The organism is Catalinimonas alkaloidigena (assembly GCF_900100765.1).
GTDB lineage: Bacteria > Bacteroidota > Bacteroidia > Cytophagales > Flexibacteraceae > Mooreia > Mooreia alkaloidigena.
The window spans coordinates 75,159-94,220 of the sequence record NZ_FNFO01000009.1 but is presented as its reverse complement, the minus strand read 5'-3'; the positions used below and the strand labels follow the sequence as shown (position 1 = coordinate 94,220).

The following is a 19,062-nucleotide window of genomic DNA, read 5'->3' as shown; positions in this document are numbered from 1 at the left end:
CCGAATTGGCCTTACGTCCCGGCTCGGTCGCCACCACGTACACGTCTCATTAAAGTTCCGTATGTTGTTTCTCCGCTACTGCCTGACGGTAGTTTTCACGCTCACGAGCTTATGCGCCGGGGCCGCCCGGGTCGATACGCTCGACGTACCCAGTGCCGCGATGCACCGCACCCTGCGGGCCGCCGTGGTGGTGCCGGATTTGTATCAGAAAGCCAAGAAACAATCGTTTCCGGTGCTGTATCTGTTGCACGGCGGCACCGGCAGCTACCGCGACTGGCTCAGCAAAACGCCCGACCCCACCCTCCTGCACCGGCTGGCCGACCAGTACCACCTGATCATCGTGATGCCCGACGGCAACCCGACCAGCTATTACTTCGACAGTCCGCAGGACCCGACCAGTCAGTTCGAGACGCACCTCACGCAAGAAGTGATCGCCACGATCGACGCCACTTACCGCACGGTGCGCGACCGCAAGGGGCGGGTGATCGCCGGACTCTCGATGGGCGGCCACGGGGCGTTTTACCTCGCCACGCAACACCCGGAGTTGTACTGCGCGGCCGGTAGCATGAGTGGCGTGATGAACATCGACACCCGCACCTGGCAAGTACCGGCCGAATTTGCCCAGTCGCGCGCTCAGAACTTCGCGAAGCTGCTGGGACCGCCCCAAGATACACTGCGGCCGTACCCGGAGTACACGGCCGCAGGACGCCTCGATCGCTTCAAAGCCAGCGACCTGCACCTGATTTTCGACTGTGGCGTCGACGACTTTCTGATCGACACCAACCGGGCCCTGCACCAGCTGCTGCTGGAAAACGGCGTTCCCCACGACTACACCGAACGGCCCGGCGCACATACGTGGGCCTACTGGCAAAATGCGCTGCCCTACCAGGTACTTTTCCTCTACCAGGTTCTTCACACCAACGGCGTAACCCTATGACGTTTCCCACCTACCTCTGCACCCTGCTGTTGCTGAGTCTGTTCAGCGCAGCGCCCCCGACGTACGACCTGAAGCCTGTTAAAACCGATGCGGGACTGATTTCCGGCACCACCAACGCCGACGGCTCCATCCGGATTTTCAAGGGCATTCCGTTCGCGGCTCCGCCCGTAGGCGAACTGCGCTGGAAAGCACCGCAACCCGCTCCCGCCTGGAAAGGCGTGCGGGCCTGTACCCAGTTTGGTCCCAGTCCGATGCAGGGCGCGCCGGCTCCGTTCAGCATGTGGTCGGAAGAATTTCTCATTCCGAAAGAGCCCATTTCGGAAGATTGTCTCTACCTGAACGTCTGGACCGGCGCGCAATCGGCCGACGAAAAGCGGCCGGTGCTGGTCTGGATCTACGGCGGTGGGTTTTCGAGTGGCGGCAGTGCTGTGCCGATCTACGACGGCGAAGCGATGGCGAAGAAGGGAATCGTGTTCGTGAGCCTCAACTACCGCGTCGGCCACTTCGGCTTTTTTGCCCACCCCGACCTCACCAAAGAATCGGGGCATGGGGCCTCCGGCAACTACGGCCTGATGGATCAGATCGCGGGGCTACACTGGGTGCAGCGCAACATCGCGCGGTTCGGGGGCGATCCGGCCAACGTCACCATTGCGGGCCAGTCGGCGGGGTCGATGAGCGTCAACGGTCTGGTGGCGTCGCCGCTGGCGCGCGGCCTGTTTACCAAAGCCATTGCCCAGAGCGGTGCCAACTTTTCGCGGGGCAGCGCCACGCTGGCCCAGGCCGAAGCAGCGGGCCAGCAAGTTGCGCAGGCGGTCTCGGCGTCGTCGCTCGCGGCCCTGCGAAAGGTACCGGCCGCTACCCTGTTGCAACAGCCCCAGTCCGTGCGCGGCCCGATCATCGACGGGTACGTGCTGCCCGAGCCCATCGCCGCGATTTTTGCGGGCGGACACGAGAACCCCGTGACGTTGCTCACCGGCTGGAACCAAGACGAAGGTTTGCTGTTCGGTCCCATCAAGAACGCGGCCGATTTCCGCCAACAGGCCGAAGAACAGTACGGGACCGAGGCGACTACGTTTCTCCAGTTCTATCCCGCCACCACCGACGACGAAGCGGCTGCCTCGCAACTCGCCTTGTCTCGCGATCTGATTTTCGGCGCGCAGAATTATACGTGGGCCAATGTCGCGAGCGACCGGGAGCGGCCGGTCTACGTCTATCGCTTTACGCGGAAAGTGCCAGCCACCGGCGAGTACGTCAAGTACGGGGCCTTTCATACGGGTGAAGTGCCTTACGCATACGATAACCTGCGCTTCGTGAACCGACCCTGGGAGCCGGTCGACCGTCAATTGGCCGAGACCATGTCGTCCTACTGGACGAATTTCATCAAAACCGGCAACCCGAACGGCGCCGGACTGCCTGCGTGGCCGGCCTACACGAGAAAAACACAACAGATTATGGACCTGGGCGTGGCGCCATCTGCCAAACCGCTTCCCGATGCCGCCACCCTCGACTTCCTCCAATCGCATCTACCCACGCCCTGATCTGCAGCATGCTTGCCTTCCTCGGATTGCTTACCATCGTGTTGCTGCTGGTGCTGGTCATGGCCCGGATTGTGTCGCCGGTGGTGGCCCTGATCGCGGTGCCGATTGCCACCGCCTTGGCGGGAGGCTTTGCCAGCGAACTGCCCGCGTTCATGACCGAAGGCATCCAGACCATCGCTCCGACGGCGGTGATGTTCATCTTCGCCATTCTTTTCTTCGGGATTCTGATGGACGCAGGTACCTTCGACCCGATCATCGCGCGGCTGTTGCGGGCGGCGGGCCACCATCCACCCCGCATTACGCTGGTTACGGCGCTGCTCGCCATGCTGGTACACCTGGACGGCTCGGGGGCCGTGACGTTTCTGGTGACCATTCCGGCGCTGTTGCCGTTGTACGACGCGCTGGGCATGCGCCGCACCACGCTGGCCACCATCGTGGCGCTGGCTGCGGGCACCATGAATACACTCCCCTGGGGTGGGCCTACGCTTCGCGCCGCCACTGCCCTGGATGTCCCCGTCACCGAACTGTTCAATCCGCTGCTCCTGCCCGTCACCACAGGGTTGCTGACCGTCCTGGGGCTGGCCTACGGGCTAGGGATTCAGGAACAAAGGCGGATCGCGCAGCCGCGGGCAATTACCGTCGCGGAAATGGCACCGGCCACCAAGCCGTTCGCGCGGCCACGGCTTCTGGGGTTCAACCTGACGTTGATCGTGGCGGCCGTCGGCGTGCTGATTTCCGGCCTGGCCCCGCCGCATGTCATTTTCATGGTGGCGTTTGTGATGGCCCTAACGGTGAACTACCCCCGCCTGAAGGAACAACGCGAACGAATCGACGCCCATGCCAAAGCCGCCCTACTCATGGCGAGCATTCTGCTGGCAGCCGGTTGTTTCACGGGCATTCTGAAAGGGTCGGGGATGATCGATGCCATGGCAAACGCAGCGGTGGAGCACATCCCGCCCGCCATCGGGAATCACCTCGCGGTGCTGACCGGGCTGGTGTCGATGCCGGCCAGCCTGTTGTTCGATCCTGATTCGTTTTACTTTGGCGTGCTGCCGCTGCTGGGCACCACGGCGGAACATTTCGGGGGTGAGGCGCTGGCGGTGGGGCGCGGGGCGCTGCTGGGGCAGATGACCACGGGCTTTCCGGTGAGTCCGCTGACGGGCGCTACCTTTCTCCTGATCGGGCTGACGGGCGTCGACCTGGGCGATCATCAACGCAAAACGATGCCGCTGGCGTTTCTGGTAACTTTTGTCATGCTGGTGGTCGCCATAGCGGTGAGCGCCATTCCGTTTTAAGCTTATGAACGACACGATACGCATCGGCTGTGGTGCCGGCTTTTCGGGCGACCGCCTGGAACCGGCGGTGGTGCTGGCCGCACAGGGCCACCTCGATTTCCTCGTGCTGGAATGCCTCGCCGAACGCACGATTGCCCTGGCGCAGAAGCGCAAACGCCATGACCCTGCGCAAGGGTACGATCCATTGCTGGAACGTCGGCTGAGACCGCTGTTGCCGCTTCTCAAGCAAAAGAAGTTCCGCATCATCACCAACATGGGCGCGGCCCATCCCGTAGCCGCCGCCGAGCGCGTGTGCGCCCTCGCCCGGGAGTTGGGGCTTTCCCTTACGGTCGCGGCCGTGACGGGCGACGATGTGTTTGCACAACTGTCGGGCGCCGAAGCTGCGCTGGAAACCGGACAACCCCTCCACGCTTCCGGTCCGCTGATTTCGGCCAATGCCTACCTGGGTACCGACGCCCTGTTGCCCGCCCTGGCGACCGACGCCGACCTCATTCTGACCGGGCGAGTGGCCGATCCGTCTCTGTTCGTAGCGCCGCTGGTCCATACGTTCGGCTGGTCGCTCGACGACCCGGAACGCATCGGGCAGGCGACGGTGATCGGACACCTGATGGAATGCGCCGGCCAACTGACCGGGGGGTATTTTGCCGACCCCGGCAAGAAAGACATTCCTGACTTCGACCGGCTGGGCCATCCGTTTGTGGACGTGGCCGCCGACGGCACGGCGCTGTTCAGTAAAGTGCCGGGCACCGGCGGCCGACTGACCCTCCGCACGGCCAAGGAACAACTGCTCTACGAAGTGATGGACCCCGGCCGGTATTTCACGCCCGACGTAATCGCCGACTTCACGCACGTGCGGCTGGAAGAAGTCGGTCCCGACCGGATCAAAGCCTCCGGCGGACGGGGCCAGGCCCGACCCGACACGTTGAAAGTGAGCGTTGGTTACGACGCCGGCTTTATCGGAGAAGGAGAAATTTCCTACGCCGGCGCCAACGCGCTGGGCCGTGCCCAACTGGCCGGAGAAACCATACGGCGGCGTCTGGCGGCCGACTTTCCCGACCTGCACATCGATTACATCGGGCATACGTCCGTGCATCGCACCGTGCTGGGACATCCTCCCGATCCGTACGAAATCCGGTTGCGGGTGGCAGGCCAGGCCACGACAGCAGCGCAGGCGGCACTAATCGGCGAAGAAGTAGAAGCCCTCTATACGAACGGACCGGCCGGTGGCGGTGGCGCACGCAAATACGTCCGCGAAGTGGTGGGCATCGTCTCCACCCTACTTCCCCGCGCTCAGGTACATCCTTCCGTTACCCTTCACCACGCATGAAAACCAAACTCTACGACCTCGCACACAGCCGGGCAGGCGACAAAGGCAACACGTTGACCCTCTCGCTGATTCCGTACCGGGAGGAGGATTACGAACTGCTGCGCACCCACTGCACGGCCGAAGCGGTCAAACAGCACCTGCAGGGCATCGTGGACGGGAACATCACGCGCTACGAACTCCCCCGCCTGCCCGCGCTCCAGTTTGTCTGCGAACGGGCGCTGCTGGGAGGCGTTACCACATCGCTGGCGATGGATACCCACGGCAAAACCCTGAGCTATGCCCTGCTGGAAATGGAAATCGAGCGGTAGCTTTTTTACAGGGACACGTTTCCGCTTCCACGCCCAAAGTCTGGCCGCAGCATTTACTCCCTGGAGGGCACGTTGAGTTCGTCGAGTTGTAGTAACCGGAACGCTTCCTGACGATACGCCTGCAGCCGTTCCTGGTACGCTGCCTCGTCGTCGATCAGGCTGAGGTAGTAATACGCTCCGTCGGAAATGACAAAAATCAGGTCGGCGGTGTGGGTGGCATCCTGCACCGTCAACACGCCCTGGTCCATACACGCCTGAATGGTCTCGGCGAGCCATTGCCGCAACACGAGGTGCAGTTCCCGGAATTTGGTGCGGATGCGCGGGTCGCGGAACACGAGCGCAAAGCAACTGTAAAAGACGCCGTCGTCGATCAGCCGGTTCCACTTGCGGGAAAAGATGTTGTCGAGAATGGAGACGAGCCGTTCCAGCGCATCGCCCTCGCGCTGCGGCGCGGGTTGGTAAATCGCCCGGTATTTTTCCAGAATAAAATCGATCAGCCCCAGCAACAGCTCTTCTTTGGAGTTGACATAATGCACCAACAGGCTCGGGGGCATCTCCAGCACCTTGGCCACCTTGGCAAACGAGGTATTTTCGATTCCTTCCTTTTTCGCGACCCGGTAAAAAGCTTTGATGATCTTTTTCTGGCGTTCGTCTTTCAGACTTTTTCGTCCCATAGCGTGCGGGGTTGGTGGTGGCGTTGGCAGGTGCAGTGACCTGCCCGTCGCATCAAAAATAGGGATTCATCCCTGAAAATAAATTGAATGAATGTTAAATCAATATTCCCGGATTCTTAATGTCGGTTTCATCATGAGTTAACATGCCACTTCTATGTTTGCTGCCTCATTCCATACTCACCTCCCATGAAAAATTACTACCGATTTTGGACGGTGTGCCTGCTGCTTTTTGGGGTTGCGCTGGGGGCGCAGGCGCAGGTCACCGGCACGGTCAAAGACCTCTCCGGCGAAGCGCTGATCGGCGTTTCGGTGCTGGAAAAAGGCAGCACCCGAGGCACCATTACCGACCTGGAGGGGCGCTTTCAGTTGACGCCCTCCGGCCCGGACGCGACGCTGGTGTTTTCGTACGTGGGCTTTCTGTCTCAGGAAGTGCCACTCAACGGCCGCTCCACGCTCGACGTGACGCTGGAAGAGGACGTCGCGCAGTTGCAGGACGTGGTGGTCATCGGCTTCGGCACCGAAAAGAAAGTCAACCTCTCGGGGGCCGTCGATCAGATCGACGCCAAAGCCCTGGAAAGTCGCCCCATCGCCAACGTTTCGCAGGGGTTGCAGGGGCTGGTGCCCAACCTGAACGTGCAGTTCAACTCCGGTGAGCCGGGGCAGGCCGCCAACATTAACATCCGAGGCATCACCTCGATCAACGGGGGCGGCCCGCTCATTCTGATCGACGGCGTTCCGTCCAGTTCGGCCGACCTGAACCGCCTGGCACCGCAAGACGTCGCCACCTATTCGGTGATTAAAGATGCCTCGGCGGCCGCCATCTACGGAGCCCGCGCCGCCTTCGGCGTGATTCTGATCACGACCAAAACGGGCCAGAAACCGGGCGTCCACATCAACTACGGCAACAACCTGACCTGGGGCAAAGCGACCGTGCTGCCCGACCGCATCACCGACCCGTACATTTTCTCCCGTCTGCTGGAAACCTCGACCGACAACACGCCGTGGGACAACGTGAACTACAGCGACCAGTTTTACGAGTACGCCCGGCAACGCTCGAACGACCCGTCGTCGGTACCGGGCGTGCGCATCAACCCGACTGACCCCACCCAGTGGGAGTACATGGGCAACCGCGACTGGGCACGCTATTTTCTGTCCGACTACACGTTCTCGCACAACCATGATCTGTCGGTCAGCGGGGCCAATGCCGACCAGACGGTCAATTACTTCCTGTCGGGGAACTACAACCGGCAAAACAGCGCCCTGTCGATCCGCGACGACTACTTCGACCGGTACAGTTTCCGCAGCAAGGTGTCGTACGACGCGTACCCGTGGTTGCGGCTGGGCAACAACACCTTTCTGTCCAAGACGGTCCGCGACACGCCCGCGCAGTTCAGCCTGTTCGACACGTACAATTTCTTCCCTACGTCCTGGGACCAGAACCCCGACGGCACCTGGGCGAACACGGCCGTAGGGCGCGCCGCGGCCAGCATTCTGGACGGTGGGGAAACCACGGATGAAAACACTTCGATCCAGACGCAGTTCAACGTAGAGCTTTCGTTCTGGCAGAAACTCCTGAAAGTCAACGCCGACTACACTTACCGCCGCCGCAACGAGAACTACAAAAGCTACCAGACGCCCTACCTGATCGGTTACGGCCCCGGGGACGTGCGCCAGGAAGGTTCGAGTTCGGTTTATCGCTACGCGGAGTTTGAGAACTACAACGTGTTGAACGTGTACGCCACGCTGCAAAAAGACTGGGGTGTGCATTCTTTCACCGCGCTGGCCGGTTTCAACGAAGAATCGTTCCGGCTCGAAGCGTTCAGTGCCCAGAAGCTCGGCATCATTTCGCCTTCGTTCCCGGTGCTGGAACTCGCGACCGGCGAGAGCACCGCGAACGATTACGTCGATACCTACGCCCTGCGCGGCGCGTTCTACCGCCTGAACTACATCCTGAAAAATCGCTACATCTTCGAGCTGAACGGGCGCTACGACGGCTCGTCCCGTTTCCCACGCGAAAAGCGCTTCGGATTTTTCCCGTCGGCGTCGGCGGCCTGGAATATTTCGCAGGAGCCGTTCATGCAACCGCTTGCAGGTACGCTCAGTCTCCTGAAGCTGCGGGCTTCGTACGGGTCGCTCGGCAACCAGCTGATCGTCGACGCGGGCGGCAGCTACCTCAACTACGGGTACGTTCCGTCGATGGAGGCGTACCTGCAGAGTTACCTGATCGGCGGCGCACGACCTTACGCCATTCACGCACCGGGGCTGGTTTCCCCCAACTACACGTGGGAGAAAGTCAACACCGCCAACGTCGGGCTGGACCTGGGTCTGTTCAACGACCGGCTGAACCTCAACGTCGATGTGTACCAGCGCAATACGCTGGGCATGCTGACGCTTGGCAAAGAGCTACCGGGGGTTCTGGGCGCCTCGGAACCGCGCGAAAATGCCGCCGACCTGCGCACCAACGGCTGGGAAGCGTCGCTGCTGTATCGCACCAATTTTGCCGTCGCCAACAGCCCGTTCTCGTTCAACGCCCGGATGGTGCTGTCCGACAGCCGCTCCACCATTACCCGATTCGACAACCCGAGCGGGAGCATCCTGCAATACTACAAAGGCATGGAACTGGGCGAGATCTGGGGCCTGAAGAACGACGGTCTGTTCGAGACCGAAGACCAGATCGCTACCCTGGATCAAACGTCGATCATCCCGTGGGGAGCGCTGTCCATCGTGCCCGGCTGGCCACGCTACCAGGACCTCGACGGCAACGGCGTTATTGAAAAAGGGTACACCCTCGACGACACGAAAGACCTGTCGGTCATCGGGAACGCGACGCCCCGCCTGCAGTACGGCCTGGACCTGAGCGCGAACTGGAAAGGCTTCGACGCGCGGGTGTTCTTCCAGGGCATCGGCAAGCGCGACTACTATCCCCTCGATTACCTCTACTGGGGATTCTACCAGCAGCCGTACGGCGGGGGCTACCAGCATTTGTTGGATTTCTACCGACCGGCCGACGAGAGCGCGGCCGATCAGGCCCGGCACTCGCAGTCGTACCTCGACGCCGGACTGGCCCAGCAGAATCTGGACGCGGCGTATCCCATTCTGCAAGCGTGGTTGGCCGACCGCAACCTGGGTACGCGCATCGACCAGGCGCAGGGGCTGGCTATTCCGCAGACGCAGTACCTGCTCAACGCGGCCTACCTGCGCCTGAAAAACGTCACCGTCGGGTACACGCTGCCGACGGCGCTCACCGACCGCTGGAAGATTGCCAGCCTGCGCATCTTCGTCAGCGGCGACAACCTCACCGAATGGTCGGCCCTGAAGAAATTATACGATCCGGAAGCGGTCAACACCAACATCTACACCGATCCCGGCCAGAGCCCCGACCGCGTCGGCAACGGCTTCGGTTATCCGTTCCAGCGTCGTTATTCGGTCGGTCTCAACGTTAACTTCTGATCTCTCCTTCCCATGAACTCTCGTTCCCTACTCTTAAGCGTTGCCCTGGCCGCCACCCTGACGGCCTGCAACGACGATTTTCTCGACAAATTTCCGGAAACGCAAATCAACCAGGAGAACTTCTTCAACACGGAAGAAGACCTCGCCATGTACCTCTACAACCTGTACGATTTTCCGGGAATCGGCCTCTACACGGCCGATGCAGCCACCGACAACGCCGCCACCACGGGGGTGACCGAACTGAAAACGATGATGATTTCTGCGCCTTCGTCCCAAACCCTTACCAGCGGCTGGGACTGGAGCAGCCTGCGCGACATCAACTTCTTCCTGGAAAACTTCCAGCGCGCCCAGCTTTCGCAGGAACGCCTGGACCATTTCGAGGGGCTGGCGCGTTTTTTCCGGGCCCGCTTTTACGCCAACAAGGTAAAGCGGTATTCTGACGTGCCCTGGTACGACGAAGTGATCTCTACGAACGAAGAAGAGCTGCTGATGAAGCCGCGTGATCCGCGGGCGTTTGTGGTGGAGCGGATCATGGAAGATTACCGGTTTGCAGCCGAGCACGTCGACCCCACGTCCGCAGCGGGGGCTGTAAACGGATGGGTCGTCAAAACTGATTTTGCGCGCTTTGCGCTCTACGAAGGCACCTTCCGGACCTACCACCCCGAGCTGGACTTGCAGGCCACAGCCGACGACTTCCTCCGTACGGCGCGCGACGTGGCGAAAGACATCATGGACAACGGCGGCTTTGCACTCTACTCGACCGGCCACCCCGACCAAGATTACCTGAACCTGTTTAACCAGACCAGCCTGGCGGGAAATTCGGAAGTGATTCTGGGGCGGTATTACGAGGACAACCTCCTGAACAGCGGCTGGTGGGAATACGGCTTCGGCAACTACGAGTACAATCCGGTGAAAGACCTGGTGCAGACCTACCTGATGGCCGACGGCTCCTTTTACACGCGCCAGCCCGGCTACGAAACGAACGAGTTTGTGGCCGAATTTGCCAACCGCGATCCGCGCCTGAGCCAGAGCTATGCTTACCCGGGTTGGGAACTGATTTTCACCAGCACCTATTCGCAGGGCGGGGGCCTCTACGTACAGCAGCTCGCGAAAAATTTCTCGGGCTACCACCAGATCAAGGGCTTTATGAACTCGACCGACCAGACGGTGCGCAACTCGGTCGATGTGCCGGTCTACCGCTATGCCGAAGTGCTGTTGACCTACGCCGAGGCACGTGCCGAGCTGGGCGAACTGACGCAGGGCGACCTGGACCTGACGGTAAATCTGCTGCGTGACCGGGTGGGCATGCCGCACCTGGCGATGAACCCGGAAGTCGATCCGGTACAGGCCGACCGCTACCCGAACATCACGTCTGCGCAACGCGCCGAACTGCTGGAAATCCGCCGGGAACGCCGCGTAGAGCTGGGACTGGAAGGGTATCGCTACGACGACCTGATGCGCTGGGCCGCCGGTCACTTGTTTGAAAAAGAGCCGGAGGGACTTTATTTTTCGGGCCTGGGCAAACACGACCTGACGGGCGACGGCGAACCGGACATCATGCTCATTGCCGCCTCGGAGTCTATCCCCGACACGAAAGAAACCAACGGCCTGGGCGTCCCGCTGATCTACTACCGCGCCGGTACCCTCGGGCAGGATGCCTCCGTCTTTCTGAAAAACGGCACCTCGGGTACCGTCCAGGTTACGGCCGATCGGGGTACGTTTGTGGCACCGAAATACTACTACCGCCCGATTCCGCAGGCCGAGGTGCGGCTGAACCCCAACCTGAGTCAGCTTTTCGGCTGGGAGTAGCGCAGAGTGCATGGGGCGGGGCGCATTCGTAGCGACGGAATTCAGTGCCCGTCGCTACGAATGCTCATTACGGATGAACCACAAATCGCTGCACTCCTCCACTCAATGACAACATCCTTCACCATCTGGTACCTTTCCTGATCATGCAAAAAGCATTTCTTCTGTCCATTGGCCTGCTCCTGCTTGGGGGCGGGCTACGGGCACAAACCTCCCCCCGCAAAGCGGTTTTCATCATCGTAGACGGCATTCCGGCCGACGTCGTGGAGAAGGTGCCCACGCCCCACCTGGATGCCATTGCGAAAGTCGGGGGTTACACCCGCGCTTACACGGGCGGCGAAGCGGGCGGCTACTCGGAAACGCCGACCATTTCGGCCGTGGGTTACAACAGTCTGCTGACCGGTACGTGGGCCAACAAACACAACGTGTGGGGCAACGGCATCAAAGACCCCAACTACCACTACCCCACCATCTTCCGGTTGTTCAAAGATCAGTACCCGGACAAGAAGACGGCCGTGTTCTCCACCTGGCTCGACAACCGCACCAAGCTGATTGGCGAAGGGCTGGCCGCGACAGGACATGTGCAGGTCGATTACGATTTCGACGGGTTTGAGCTGGACACCGTCCGCTTTCCGCACGACCGCCAGAGTGAATACATTCATCAGATCGACGAACTGGTAACCGACGAGGCCGCGCGTTATCTGCGCGCAGAAGGGCCGGACCTGTCGTGGGTCTACCTGGAATACACCGACGACATGGGCCACCGCTTCGGCGATAGTCCGCAACAGACGCGTGCCGTCGAGATCGTAGACCAACAGGTCGGGCGCATCTGGGCCGCCCTTCAGGAACGGCAACAACGCTTTGGCGAAGAGTGGATGATTCTGATTACGACGGACCACGGCCGCGACGCGAAAACCGGCAAAGACCACGGCGGCCAATCGGAGCGGGAGCGGACAATCTGGATCACGACCAATCTGAAGGACCTGAACCCCCATTTCCACAACGACCAACCGGGCATGGTCGACATCCTGCCCACGATGACGCGGTTCCTGGGCATCGACGTGCCGCGCGCGACGTTGCTCGAACTCGACGGCGTGCCGCTGACCGGCCCGGTATCGCTCACCGATCCACAGGTGCAGTACCAGAACGGGAAGCTCCAGCTTTCGTGGAACGCGCTTGAGAAAAAAGGCGACGTGCAGGTGTGGGTCAGCACCACGAATCATGTCAAGGACCGCGGACAACAGGATGCTTACCAACGCCTGGCGACCGTTCCCCTGAAGAAAGAAGCGTACACGCTGGACGTTTCGACGCTGCCGTCCGAGTTCTACAAGGTGGTGCTGGAAGGTTCGCACAACGCAGTCAACCGCTGGGTACGCGTCACCAAATCGCCCACCCCATGACGGGGCAGGCGATCATGACCTTGTTCGGGTGGCTCGGTACGTTGCTGTACTTGCTGGCGTATTTTCTGCTCGTGACCAAACGGTGGACGTCCACCTCCCTCGCCTATCACCTCTGCAACATCCTGGGCGGCGTGCTGCTGACCCTCAACACCCTGTACGACAAGTCCCTGCCGGCGGCGTTCCTCAACGGAGCGTGGGCGCTGATCGCGGGCTACGGCCTGATCGCCGACCGCAACGCAAACCGCGCGCCGTAGCAGATTACCGGGCGGCGGTGTCGAACGACATCAAGTCTTCCCAACGGTAGAACTGAAACGTACGGTCGTCGGACATGGCGACGAACAAGCCGTGTTGAAACTGTGCGTTGAGCGGGACGGCGGTCACCTCTGAACCGTCACTTTCGTTCGTGGAGACAGGAATGACCTTGACCAGACGGTGCTCGTACGGATGGCCAGGCGTGCCTTCGCGGGTGAAAACCTGAAACTGATTCGCCTGCTGGTCGGATACCAGAATGTAGCCGGTGGAATCGGACGTTGGGTAAATCGAAATGCCTTCGTGGTCTTCGGCAAAGCCTTCCGTGGCGAAGCGGGCCAGCTCTTCATTCCCTTTGGTGGGATCGGCGTGGTACTGCCGCACGCCCACCGTTTCGTCCGAGAAATAGACATAGCCCAGGGCATCGTCCACCGCAATGGATTCGATTTCTTTCCGTCCGCTGAACGTCCCGAATTTCCGCACCAGTTCGGCCGCCACCCGCCCGGTTCCGTCGTCGTACAGACGGTACTGCCACAGGTAGGTTCCGTCGGTGGGGCCCGTTTTTCGCCCCACGATGGCGTAGACCTCGCCGGTCTGCGGCTGTTTATAGAGCCCGATGCCCATCAGATCGCGGTAGCCTTCGCCCGCTTCGTCGACGAACATCTCCACGCCTCCCCCGTCGACGGGTTGCATGTCGGGCAGCCGGAAGATCCGGAGTTTGTGCGTCAACCGCTCGGTCACCACCGCAATGTCGGTGGGTTTTCCGCCGAGCATCAGGCCGTACTCCAGGTCGACGTTGTTGGGGCGTTGCAGCCCGCGCACCACGCGGTCTTGCAGAATCTTTCCGTTCAGGTCGTAGACGTACAAGGCGCCGTCTACGTTTTTATCCGTTCCCAGCACCAGACTTTGTGCAGGGTCTGCCTGATTGACCCAGATGGCCGGGTCGTCCGTATCGTGCAACGTGGGCTCCGTAACCACCACCGGCCGTACGCGCAGGTCCGCCGTGGCGACCGACGTGTCGGCCTGCTGTGCCGCAGGGGGCGTGGTGGCCGAGGTAGAACAAGCGGCTATGCCGAGCCCCAAAAGGGGCCAATGCCATTTTTTCATAGGGTATCTTCAGAAACTGGAAGCAGGGCCGCACAGAGGCCCCGGCACCTTCCTCTTTTACTTTTGGAACAAATCGAATTTGACGCCCGCCGTCACGCGCACGTTGTAGTACTCGGCCTGCATGGTGCGGTCCGCAATTCCCTGAAAGTAGCGCAGCGGCTGGTTGGTCAGGTTGTTGGCTTCCACAAACAAACGCCACTGCGGCGTGAAGGCATACGAGCCGTTGAAATCCAGGAACACTTGCTGGTCGTAGTAGCGGTCGTAGAACGCTTCGTCGCCGTATTCGTCGATGTAATCGCTCGTGTAGTTCAGCGACAGGCGCAGCACCAGCCGGGCCGACTCGAACGAGAGCGAGCCGTTCAGGGTATGATTTGCGGTGCCCGCCAGGGGTAACGCTTCGTTCTCTCGACCTTCGATGGGCAGGCCGTCCACCGCCGATTGCGTAAAGGTGTAGTTGGCGTAGACACCCAGGCCCCGCAGCGCACCCGGCAGGAAGTCCAGTTGGCGTTGTGCGGCCAGTTCCACGCCCCAGAGCGACGCGCTGCCCCCGTTGAGCGGCTGGCTGAAGTCGTCGAACTCACGGTCGGTCACCGGATCGTACACGTCGTCCCGCTGGTAGTTGAAGATGAAGTTTTCCAGGTCTTTGTAGAAGAAACCGCCCGACAACACGCCCACGGACGAGAAATAATGCTCGGCCATCAGGTCGAAGTTCATCGACACCGTGGGTTGCAGGGCGGGGTTGCCAATCGCCAGTTCGTTGTCCTCCAGGTTCACCTCCCGGTACGGTACCAGGTCGTAGTAGTTGGGACGGGCCAGCGTGTTGGTCCAGGCGGCGCGCAGGACGGTATGGTCCGTGGCGTCGAAACGCAGGTGCAGCGCCGGGAGGACGTTCAGGTACTGATCCGAGTTGTCGATTTGTCGCACGCCGTCGTACTCGCCTTCTTCGTCCAGCGTCAATTCGTTGCCCGTGTAGTCGAGGTTCGTGTTTTCGAGGCGCACCCCGGTCAGGAACGAGAATTTTTCACTCAACTGCTGCTGCCACATCAGGTAGCCGGCCGTAATCACTTCGCGGGCGTTGAAGTTCCCGGACACGTACTCGTCGAGCAGATCGTCGGATTCAAACTGCCCCGCGTCGTCGAGCCGGAGCGTACCCAGGTAACCATTGGGCGTAAAGAAACCGGCGGCGTACGGTCCGGCCAGAAAATCAGGATCGGTCTGCACCGCTGTAGGGTGTTGCCCCATGTTTGCCCAGGCGTCTTCGTCCAGGGGTTCGTATTCGCTGAACGTATTGCGGCGCACCTTCGACTTGTGGCGGAGACGCCCCCCGAGCTGCACCGTGCCGGTGTTGCCGCTGAGTTGCAACGGAATGCGCAGGTCGACGCGGCCGTTCAGGTCTTCGTCGGTCGTAAACTGGTTTTCTTCCGTGAGTTCGTCGAGCGAAAATTCGCCGGGTTGGTAGTCTTCCGGATGTACGAAGCCCACCTGAGGCTGGCGCGGGTCGGCTAAGTTGACACGCAGGTCGGCACCTTCCAGGTTCCACCCGATGTAGCGTTCCTGAGGCCGCATTTCGGAAGCGATGGCGTAGTTGCCCTGCCACGTCAGGCTGACCTTGTTACCCAGCAGGTGCTCGCCCCGCAGCTGGTAACTCTGCGCGCGTTGATCTTCCAGGCGGCGGTTTCGGGCGCGGTCGTTGTCGGGCCCTCCTTTGGTCTGGATCTGTACTTCGGTGGCGTAGGTTTCTTCTTCTCCGTCTTCAATCTCCGTGGCCTCTCCTGGCACCAGGCCTTCCGGCCCCGGTCGGCCGCCGTTGAGGGCATCTTCCAGCACGTAGTTCAACCGGTAACGGCTCTCGCGGTCGTCGCGCCAGTTGTACATGCCCCGGAACAAGAGTTTATGGTTCGGGCTGAACGTGTAATCCAGGGTTGTCGACAGGCTGCGCCGCACGCGCTGAACGCTGTATTTGCGCACCTCCACGGTGCTCACCCACGCCTGGTTGGGGTCGTCGTCGTAGTCCCATTCGGCCTCTAAATCGTCGGAGCCCAGCCGGTGGTTGTAGTACGAGCCACTCAGCACCACGCCGAGTTTGTTGTTGAAGTAGCGGTTGCCGAGCACAAGCGCGCCGGTCGTCAGTGGCTTTTCGGACAGAAAGTTATAACCGGTCCCCGCAGTACCCGAAATGCGCAGCCCTTCCGGGGCCGAGCGGGTCACCAGATTGACCGAACCGCCGATCGCGTCGGCATCCATGTCGGGCGTCACAGTTTTGTTGACTTCGATGGTCTGGATCATGTCGGCGGGCACCAGGTCGAGTTGCACCGAGCGAATCTCCGCCTCGGCCGAAGGCACCCGTTCGCCGTTGATCATCACGGAGTTGAGCTGTGGGGACGTTCCCCGGATGATGCCGAAGCGGGCTTCGCCCTGATCGTACTGCACCGTAATGCCGGGGATGCGTTTCATGGCGTCGCCGATGTTGGCATCGGGAAAACGACCGATCTGGTCAGCCGCCACAATGTTGGTCACGTTCAGGTTGGAACGCTGCTGGTTGAGGGCCTTGGCCTGCCCTTTGAGCCGGTCGCCCAGGACGACGACCTCCTGCCCCTGCGTGACGCCGGGTTCCAGCGAGAGGTTGAGTTGGGTCGTGGTGCCTTCGGCGATGGTCACGAACGTTTCGGTGGGCGCGTAGCCGATGTACGAGAGGCGCACCGTGTGTGTGCCTGCCGGCAGGTTGACCAGCGTAAACTCGCCCTGGTTGTTGGTGGCGGTGCCACGTTGCAGATCGGTAACCAAGAGCGTCGCGCCCGGCATGGCCAGGCCCAGTTCGTCGGTGACACGCCCGGAGAGCGCGCCGGTCTGTGCCCACAGCGGCAGCGTGCCCGCCAGCAGTAAAAAAAGCGTAAGTAGTGATCGTTTCATGAGCGGTATGGGGTTTCCGCTTCAAGGATAGAGCCCTCCCCGATTCCCCGCAAAGAGCGGCGTCAACAAGACGGCAACAGGCTACGCAAGCGGTGTATCAGAACGTGAACAACACCCATTAACCAACTGAATATCAATCACTTATCCACATTACCACTAGGTTAACGTTTCGTTATCATCTTGCAACGTTACCAGCGTTTGCTCGCGGTGCTCGTGGCTCGGGGGTTCGGCAGGCGTAACACCGAGCTGCTGAAGGAAGCCGCTCAGGCTCACCTCTCCGGAGAGGTTCAGTTTTTTGCGCAGGCGGTAGCGGAAGGTGCGCAGACTTTCGGGTGAGATGTTCAACAGCGTAGCGATGTCTTTCGAGTCGAGGTTCAGCCGCATCAGCGCGGCCAGTCGCACCTCGGCCGGAGTCAGTTCCGGGAAGCGGTGCTGCAGTTCGCGGAAAAAAGCGGGGTGCACCCGCTCGAAGGTCTGCTGAAAATCTTCCCACTCCTGGTCCTGCTGCAAACTCTGGTTGATGCGGTGCACCAACTGCTTGAACCCACCGCTGGGGCGGCCTTTGGTCAGGCTCAGTACCTCCTCTTTCAGGTCCGACAGGAGCTGATTTTTCTGGATCAGGTGGACGGTGTGCTGCGAAAGCGACTGGCTGCGGTTTTCCAGTTCGTAGCGGAGGCGTTCTTCTTGCCACTGCCGGTTTTGCAGCTCCGCACGCAGAAGCTCCTGCTCGGTCGTGTGCAGTTTGCGGTTTTGTTCCAGCAGGGCCTGGTTCTGGCGGATCTTCAGCCGCTGCCGGTTCCACACCAGCAGCGCCACGAGCAACAGCAGCAACGCTCCGCCGGACAGCGCGTAGCGAGACAAGCGGCTGATCTGCTGGTCGCGCTCCAACAGGGCAATGGCGCGGTCTTTCTGCTCCGTCTCGAAAAGCGCTTGAAAGCGAGCCATCTGGCGGGCATTTTCTTCTGAATACAGTTCCTGATAAAGCTGATAAGCTTCTTCGTAATACGCCAAAGCCTGTGGCAACTCGCCCCGCAGTTCGTGTGTTTTGCCCAGATCGCGCAGGGCACTCCGTTCCTGGTACCGTTGCCCCAGGGCACGCGCCTCTGCCAGCGACTGTTGCGTTAGCCGGAGGGCGTCGTCGTACTGCCCCGTTTTGCGGTAGATGTCGCCCAGGTTGTTGTAAAGGCGGGTGGCTTCCAGGTGGTTGCGGGTGGCCAGATGATTGTCGAGCGACTGGCGAAAGTAGAAATAGGCCGAATCGAACCGTTGCAGGTCTTCGTAGATGCTGCCGAGGTTTTCCGTAATCACGGCCTGCCCGGCCCGGTCCTGCTGCCGCTGGTAAATGGACAGGGCTTCCCGCTGGGTCGCGAGCGCTTCGTCGTACTGCTGCTGCTTCTCGTACCAATGCCCCAGGTGCCCGAGTGTCGCGGCCTGCCCGGCGGCTTCCTGCAAGGATTCGTACAAGTGCAACGCCTCCTGATAAGCCCGAAAGGCCAGATCCGCCTGCTGTGTATAATGGTAGATTTCCCCTAACAGATCGTAGGTAGCGGCCTGCCCCCGACGGTCGTCAACCTGGCGGTAGAGTTCCACAGCCTGCAAATACGCTTGCAATGCCGGGGTGAAGGCGCCTTGCTGATACAACACCTGCCCCAGAAGCTGCTGGCTTTCTGCCTGTACATCGCGCCACCCCTGTGCCTCGGCCGTGCTCAGGGCCTGCCGGGCGTAGGCATAAGTCGAATCGGGTGCGAACGAGAGGTACGCATGAGCCAACCGGTTCTGCAGGCGGGCGCGTGTTTCGGGAGGAGCCTGGCGCAATTCCGCCTGCAAACGCGCCACGTCGTCCGACGGCTGTGCCTCGGCGGGTCCTATGCCGACGCAGAGGATGGCGCAACACATCCATCGTACCGGTAACCATTTCAAAGCATACACAAAGTAAAAGTACACGCGCGACCACCGTGACCGCAACCGGGGTGCTTACGCTCCGGCACGTGCACAGCCGACCATGACGGCCCGTAACGCCACCCAGAGGGCCGGACTCCCGCAACGGGCTGCCCCAGGAAA

General features: G+C 61.0%; 13 protein-coding genes. 9 read left to right on the top strand and 4 right to left on the bottom strand.

The features are described 5' to 3' along the window. Positions 1 to 61 precede the first annotated feature (61 nt). Genes BLR44_RS20260 through BLR44_RS20240 form a run of 5 tightly spaced genes read left to right on the top strand, consistent with a single transcriptional unit; the run spans position 62 to position 5,405 of the window. The gene (locus tag BLR44_RS20260) at positions 62 to 937 is read left to right on the top strand and encodes an alpha/beta hydrolase (RefSeq protein WP_089685526.1); all 876 of its coding nucleotides are present in this window, start codon (positions 62 to 64) and stop codon (positions 935 to 937) included. Continuing rightward, positions 934 to 2,475, top strand: a complete 1,542-nt coding sequence (locus tag BLR44_RS20255; protein ID WP_089685524.1) for a carboxylesterase/lipase family protein — start codon at positions 934 to 936, stop codon at positions 2,473 to 2,475. Before BLR44_RS20260 ends, BLR44_RS20255 begins: the two co-directional genes overlap by 4 nt. An 8-nt stretch (positions 2,476 to 2,483) precedes the next feature. Next, entirely contained in the window at positions 2,484 to 3,770 is a 1,287-nt protein-coding gene (locus BLR44_RS20250) for a CitMHS family transporter (RefSeq protein WP_089685522.1), read from the top strand. A gap of 4 nt (positions 3,771 to 3,774) precedes the next feature. Then, positions 3,775 to 5,097 (top strand): acyclic terpene utilization AtuA family protein, encoded by a 1,323-nt coding sequence (locus BLR44_RS20245; protein WP_089685520.1) that lies wholly within the window; start codon positions 3,775 to 3,777, stop codon positions 5,095 to 5,097. Beyond that, positions 5,094 to 5,405: an AtuA-related protein gene (locus BLR44_RS20240; RefSeq protein ID WP_089685518.1), complete on the top strand. Its 312-nt coding sequence runs from the start codon at positions 5,094 to 5,096 to the stop codon at positions 5,403 to 5,405. The genes BLR44_RS20245 and BLR44_RS20240 overlap by 4 nt, the downstream gene beginning before the upstream one ends. Positions 5,406 to 5,458: 53 nt before the next feature. Here BLR44_RS20240 and BLR44_RS20235 read toward each other — a convergent pair whose 3' ends face one another. Beyond that, the gene (locus BLR44_RS20235; RefSeq protein ID WP_089685516.1) at positions 5,459 to 6,079 is read right to left on the bottom strand and encodes a TetR family transcriptional regulator C-terminal domain-containing protein; all 621 of its coding nucleotides are present in this window, start codon (positions 6,077 to 6,079) and stop codon (positions 5,459 to 5,461) included. Between the two features lie 186 nt (positions 6,080 to 6,265). Here BLR44_RS20235 and BLR44_RS20230 point away from each other — a divergent pair, with 186 nt between their 5' ends. The 4 genes from BLR44_RS20230 to BLR44_RS20215 all read left to right on the top strand — a co-directional run bounded on the left by BLR44_RS20230 (position 6,266) and on the right by BLR44_RS20215 (position 12,989). Next, complete coding sequence (locus tag BLR44_RS20230) at positions 6,266 to 9,529, top strand: SusC/RagA family TonB-linked outer membrane protein (RefSeq protein ID WP_089685514.1); 3,264 nt, start codon at positions 6,266 to 6,268, stop codon at positions 9,527 to 9,529. Positions 9,530 to 9,541: 12 nt separating this feature from the next. Continuing rightward, positions 9,542 to 11,338 (top strand): RagB/SusD family nutrient uptake outer membrane protein, encoded by a 1,797-nt coding sequence (locus BLR44_RS20225; protein ID WP_089685512.1) that lies wholly within the window; start codon positions 9,542 to 9,544, stop codon positions 11,336 to 11,338. A 143-nt stretch (positions 11,339 to 11,481) separates the two neighbouring features. Continuing rightward, positions 11,482 to 12,735, top strand: a complete 1,254-nt coding sequence (locus BLR44_RS20220) for an alkaline phosphatase family protein (RefSeq protein WP_089685509.1) — start codon at positions 11,482 to 11,484, stop codon at positions 12,733 to 12,735. Then, complete coding sequence (locus BLR44_RS20215) at positions 12,732 to 12,989, top strand: CBU_0592 family membrane protein (protein WP_089685507.1); 258 nt, start codon at positions 12,732 to 12,734, stop codon at positions 12,987 to 12,989. Before BLR44_RS20220 ends, BLR44_RS20215 begins: the two co-directional genes overlap by 4 nt. A gap of 4 nt (positions 12,990 to 12,993) precedes the next feature. Here BLR44_RS20215 and BLR44_RS20210 read toward each other — a convergent pair whose 3' ends face one another. The 3 genes from BLR44_RS20210 to BLR44_RS20200 all read right to left on the bottom strand — a co-directional run bounded on the left by BLR44_RS20210 (position 12,994) and on the right by BLR44_RS20200 (position 18,921). Further along, positions 12,994 to 14,091, bottom strand: coding sequence for a phytase (locus BLR44_RS20210; protein WP_089685505.1), 1,098 nt, complete (start codon positions 14,089 to 14,091; stop codon positions 12,994 to 12,996). Between the two features lie 57 nt (positions 14,092 to 14,148). Then, positions 14,149 to 17,001 carry a TonB-dependent receptor gene (locus BLR44_RS20205; protein WP_089685503.1) on the bottom strand — a complete coding sequence of 951 codons (2,853 nt, stop codon included), beginning with the start codon at positions 16,999 to 17,001 and terminating at the stop codon, positions 14,149 to 14,151. Positions 17,002 to 17,157: 156 nt separating this feature from the next. Next, positions 17,158 to 18,921 carry a tetratricopeptide repeat protein gene (locus BLR44_RS20200; protein WP_143017396.1) on the bottom strand — a complete coding sequence of 588 codons (1,764 nt, stop codon included), beginning with the start codon at positions 18,919 to 18,921 and terminating at the stop codon, positions 17,158 to 17,160. Positions 18,922 to 19,062 lie beyond the last annotated feature (141 nt).

Coding starts and splice junctions, on each gene's coding strand:
- BLR44_RS20260 (WP_089685526.1), top strand. CDS start 62: ATGTTGTTTCTCCGCTACTGCCTGACGGTAGTTTTCACGCTCACGAGC.
- BLR44_RS20255 (WP_089685524.1), top strand. CDS start 934: ATGACGTTTCCCACCTACCTCTGCACCCTGCTGTTGCTGAGTCTGTTC.
- BLR44_RS20250 (WP_089685522.1), top strand. CDS start 2,484: ATGCTTGCCTTCCTCGGATTGCTTACCATCGTGTTGCTGCTGGTGCTG.
- BLR44_RS20245 (WP_089685520.1), top strand. CDS start 3,775: ATGAACGACACGATACGCATCGGCTGTGGTGCCGGCTTTTCGGGCGAC.
- BLR44_RS20240 (WP_089685518.1), top strand. CDS start 5,094: ATGAAAACCAAACTCTACGACCTCGCACACAGCCGGGCAGGCGACAAA.
- BLR44_RS20235 (WP_089685516.1), bottom strand. CDS start 6,079: ATGGGACGAAAAAGTCTGAAAGACGAACGCCAGAAAAAGATCATCAAA.
- BLR44_RS20230 (WP_089685514.1), top strand. CDS start 6,266: ATGAAAAATTACTACCGATTTTGGACGGTGTGCCTGCTGCTTTTTGGG.
- BLR44_RS20225 (WP_089685512.1), top strand. CDS start 9,542: ATGAACTCTCGTTCCCTACTCTTAAGCGTTGCCCTGGCCGCCACCCTG.
- BLR44_RS20220 (WP_089685509.1), top strand. CDS start 11,482: ATGCAAAAAGCATTTCTTCTGTCCATTGGCCTGCTCCTGCTTGGGGGC.
- BLR44_RS20215 (WP_089685507.1), top strand. CDS start 12,732: ATGACGGGGCAGGCGATCATGACCTTGTTCGGGTGGCTCGGTACGTTG.
- BLR44_RS20210 (WP_089685505.1), bottom strand. CDS start 14,091: ATGAAAAAATGGCATTGGCCCCTTTTGGGGCTCGGCATAGCCGCTTGT.
- BLR44_RS20205 (WP_089685503.1), bottom strand. CDS start 17,001: ATGAAACGATCACTACTTACGCTTTTTTTACTGCTGGCGGGCACGCTG.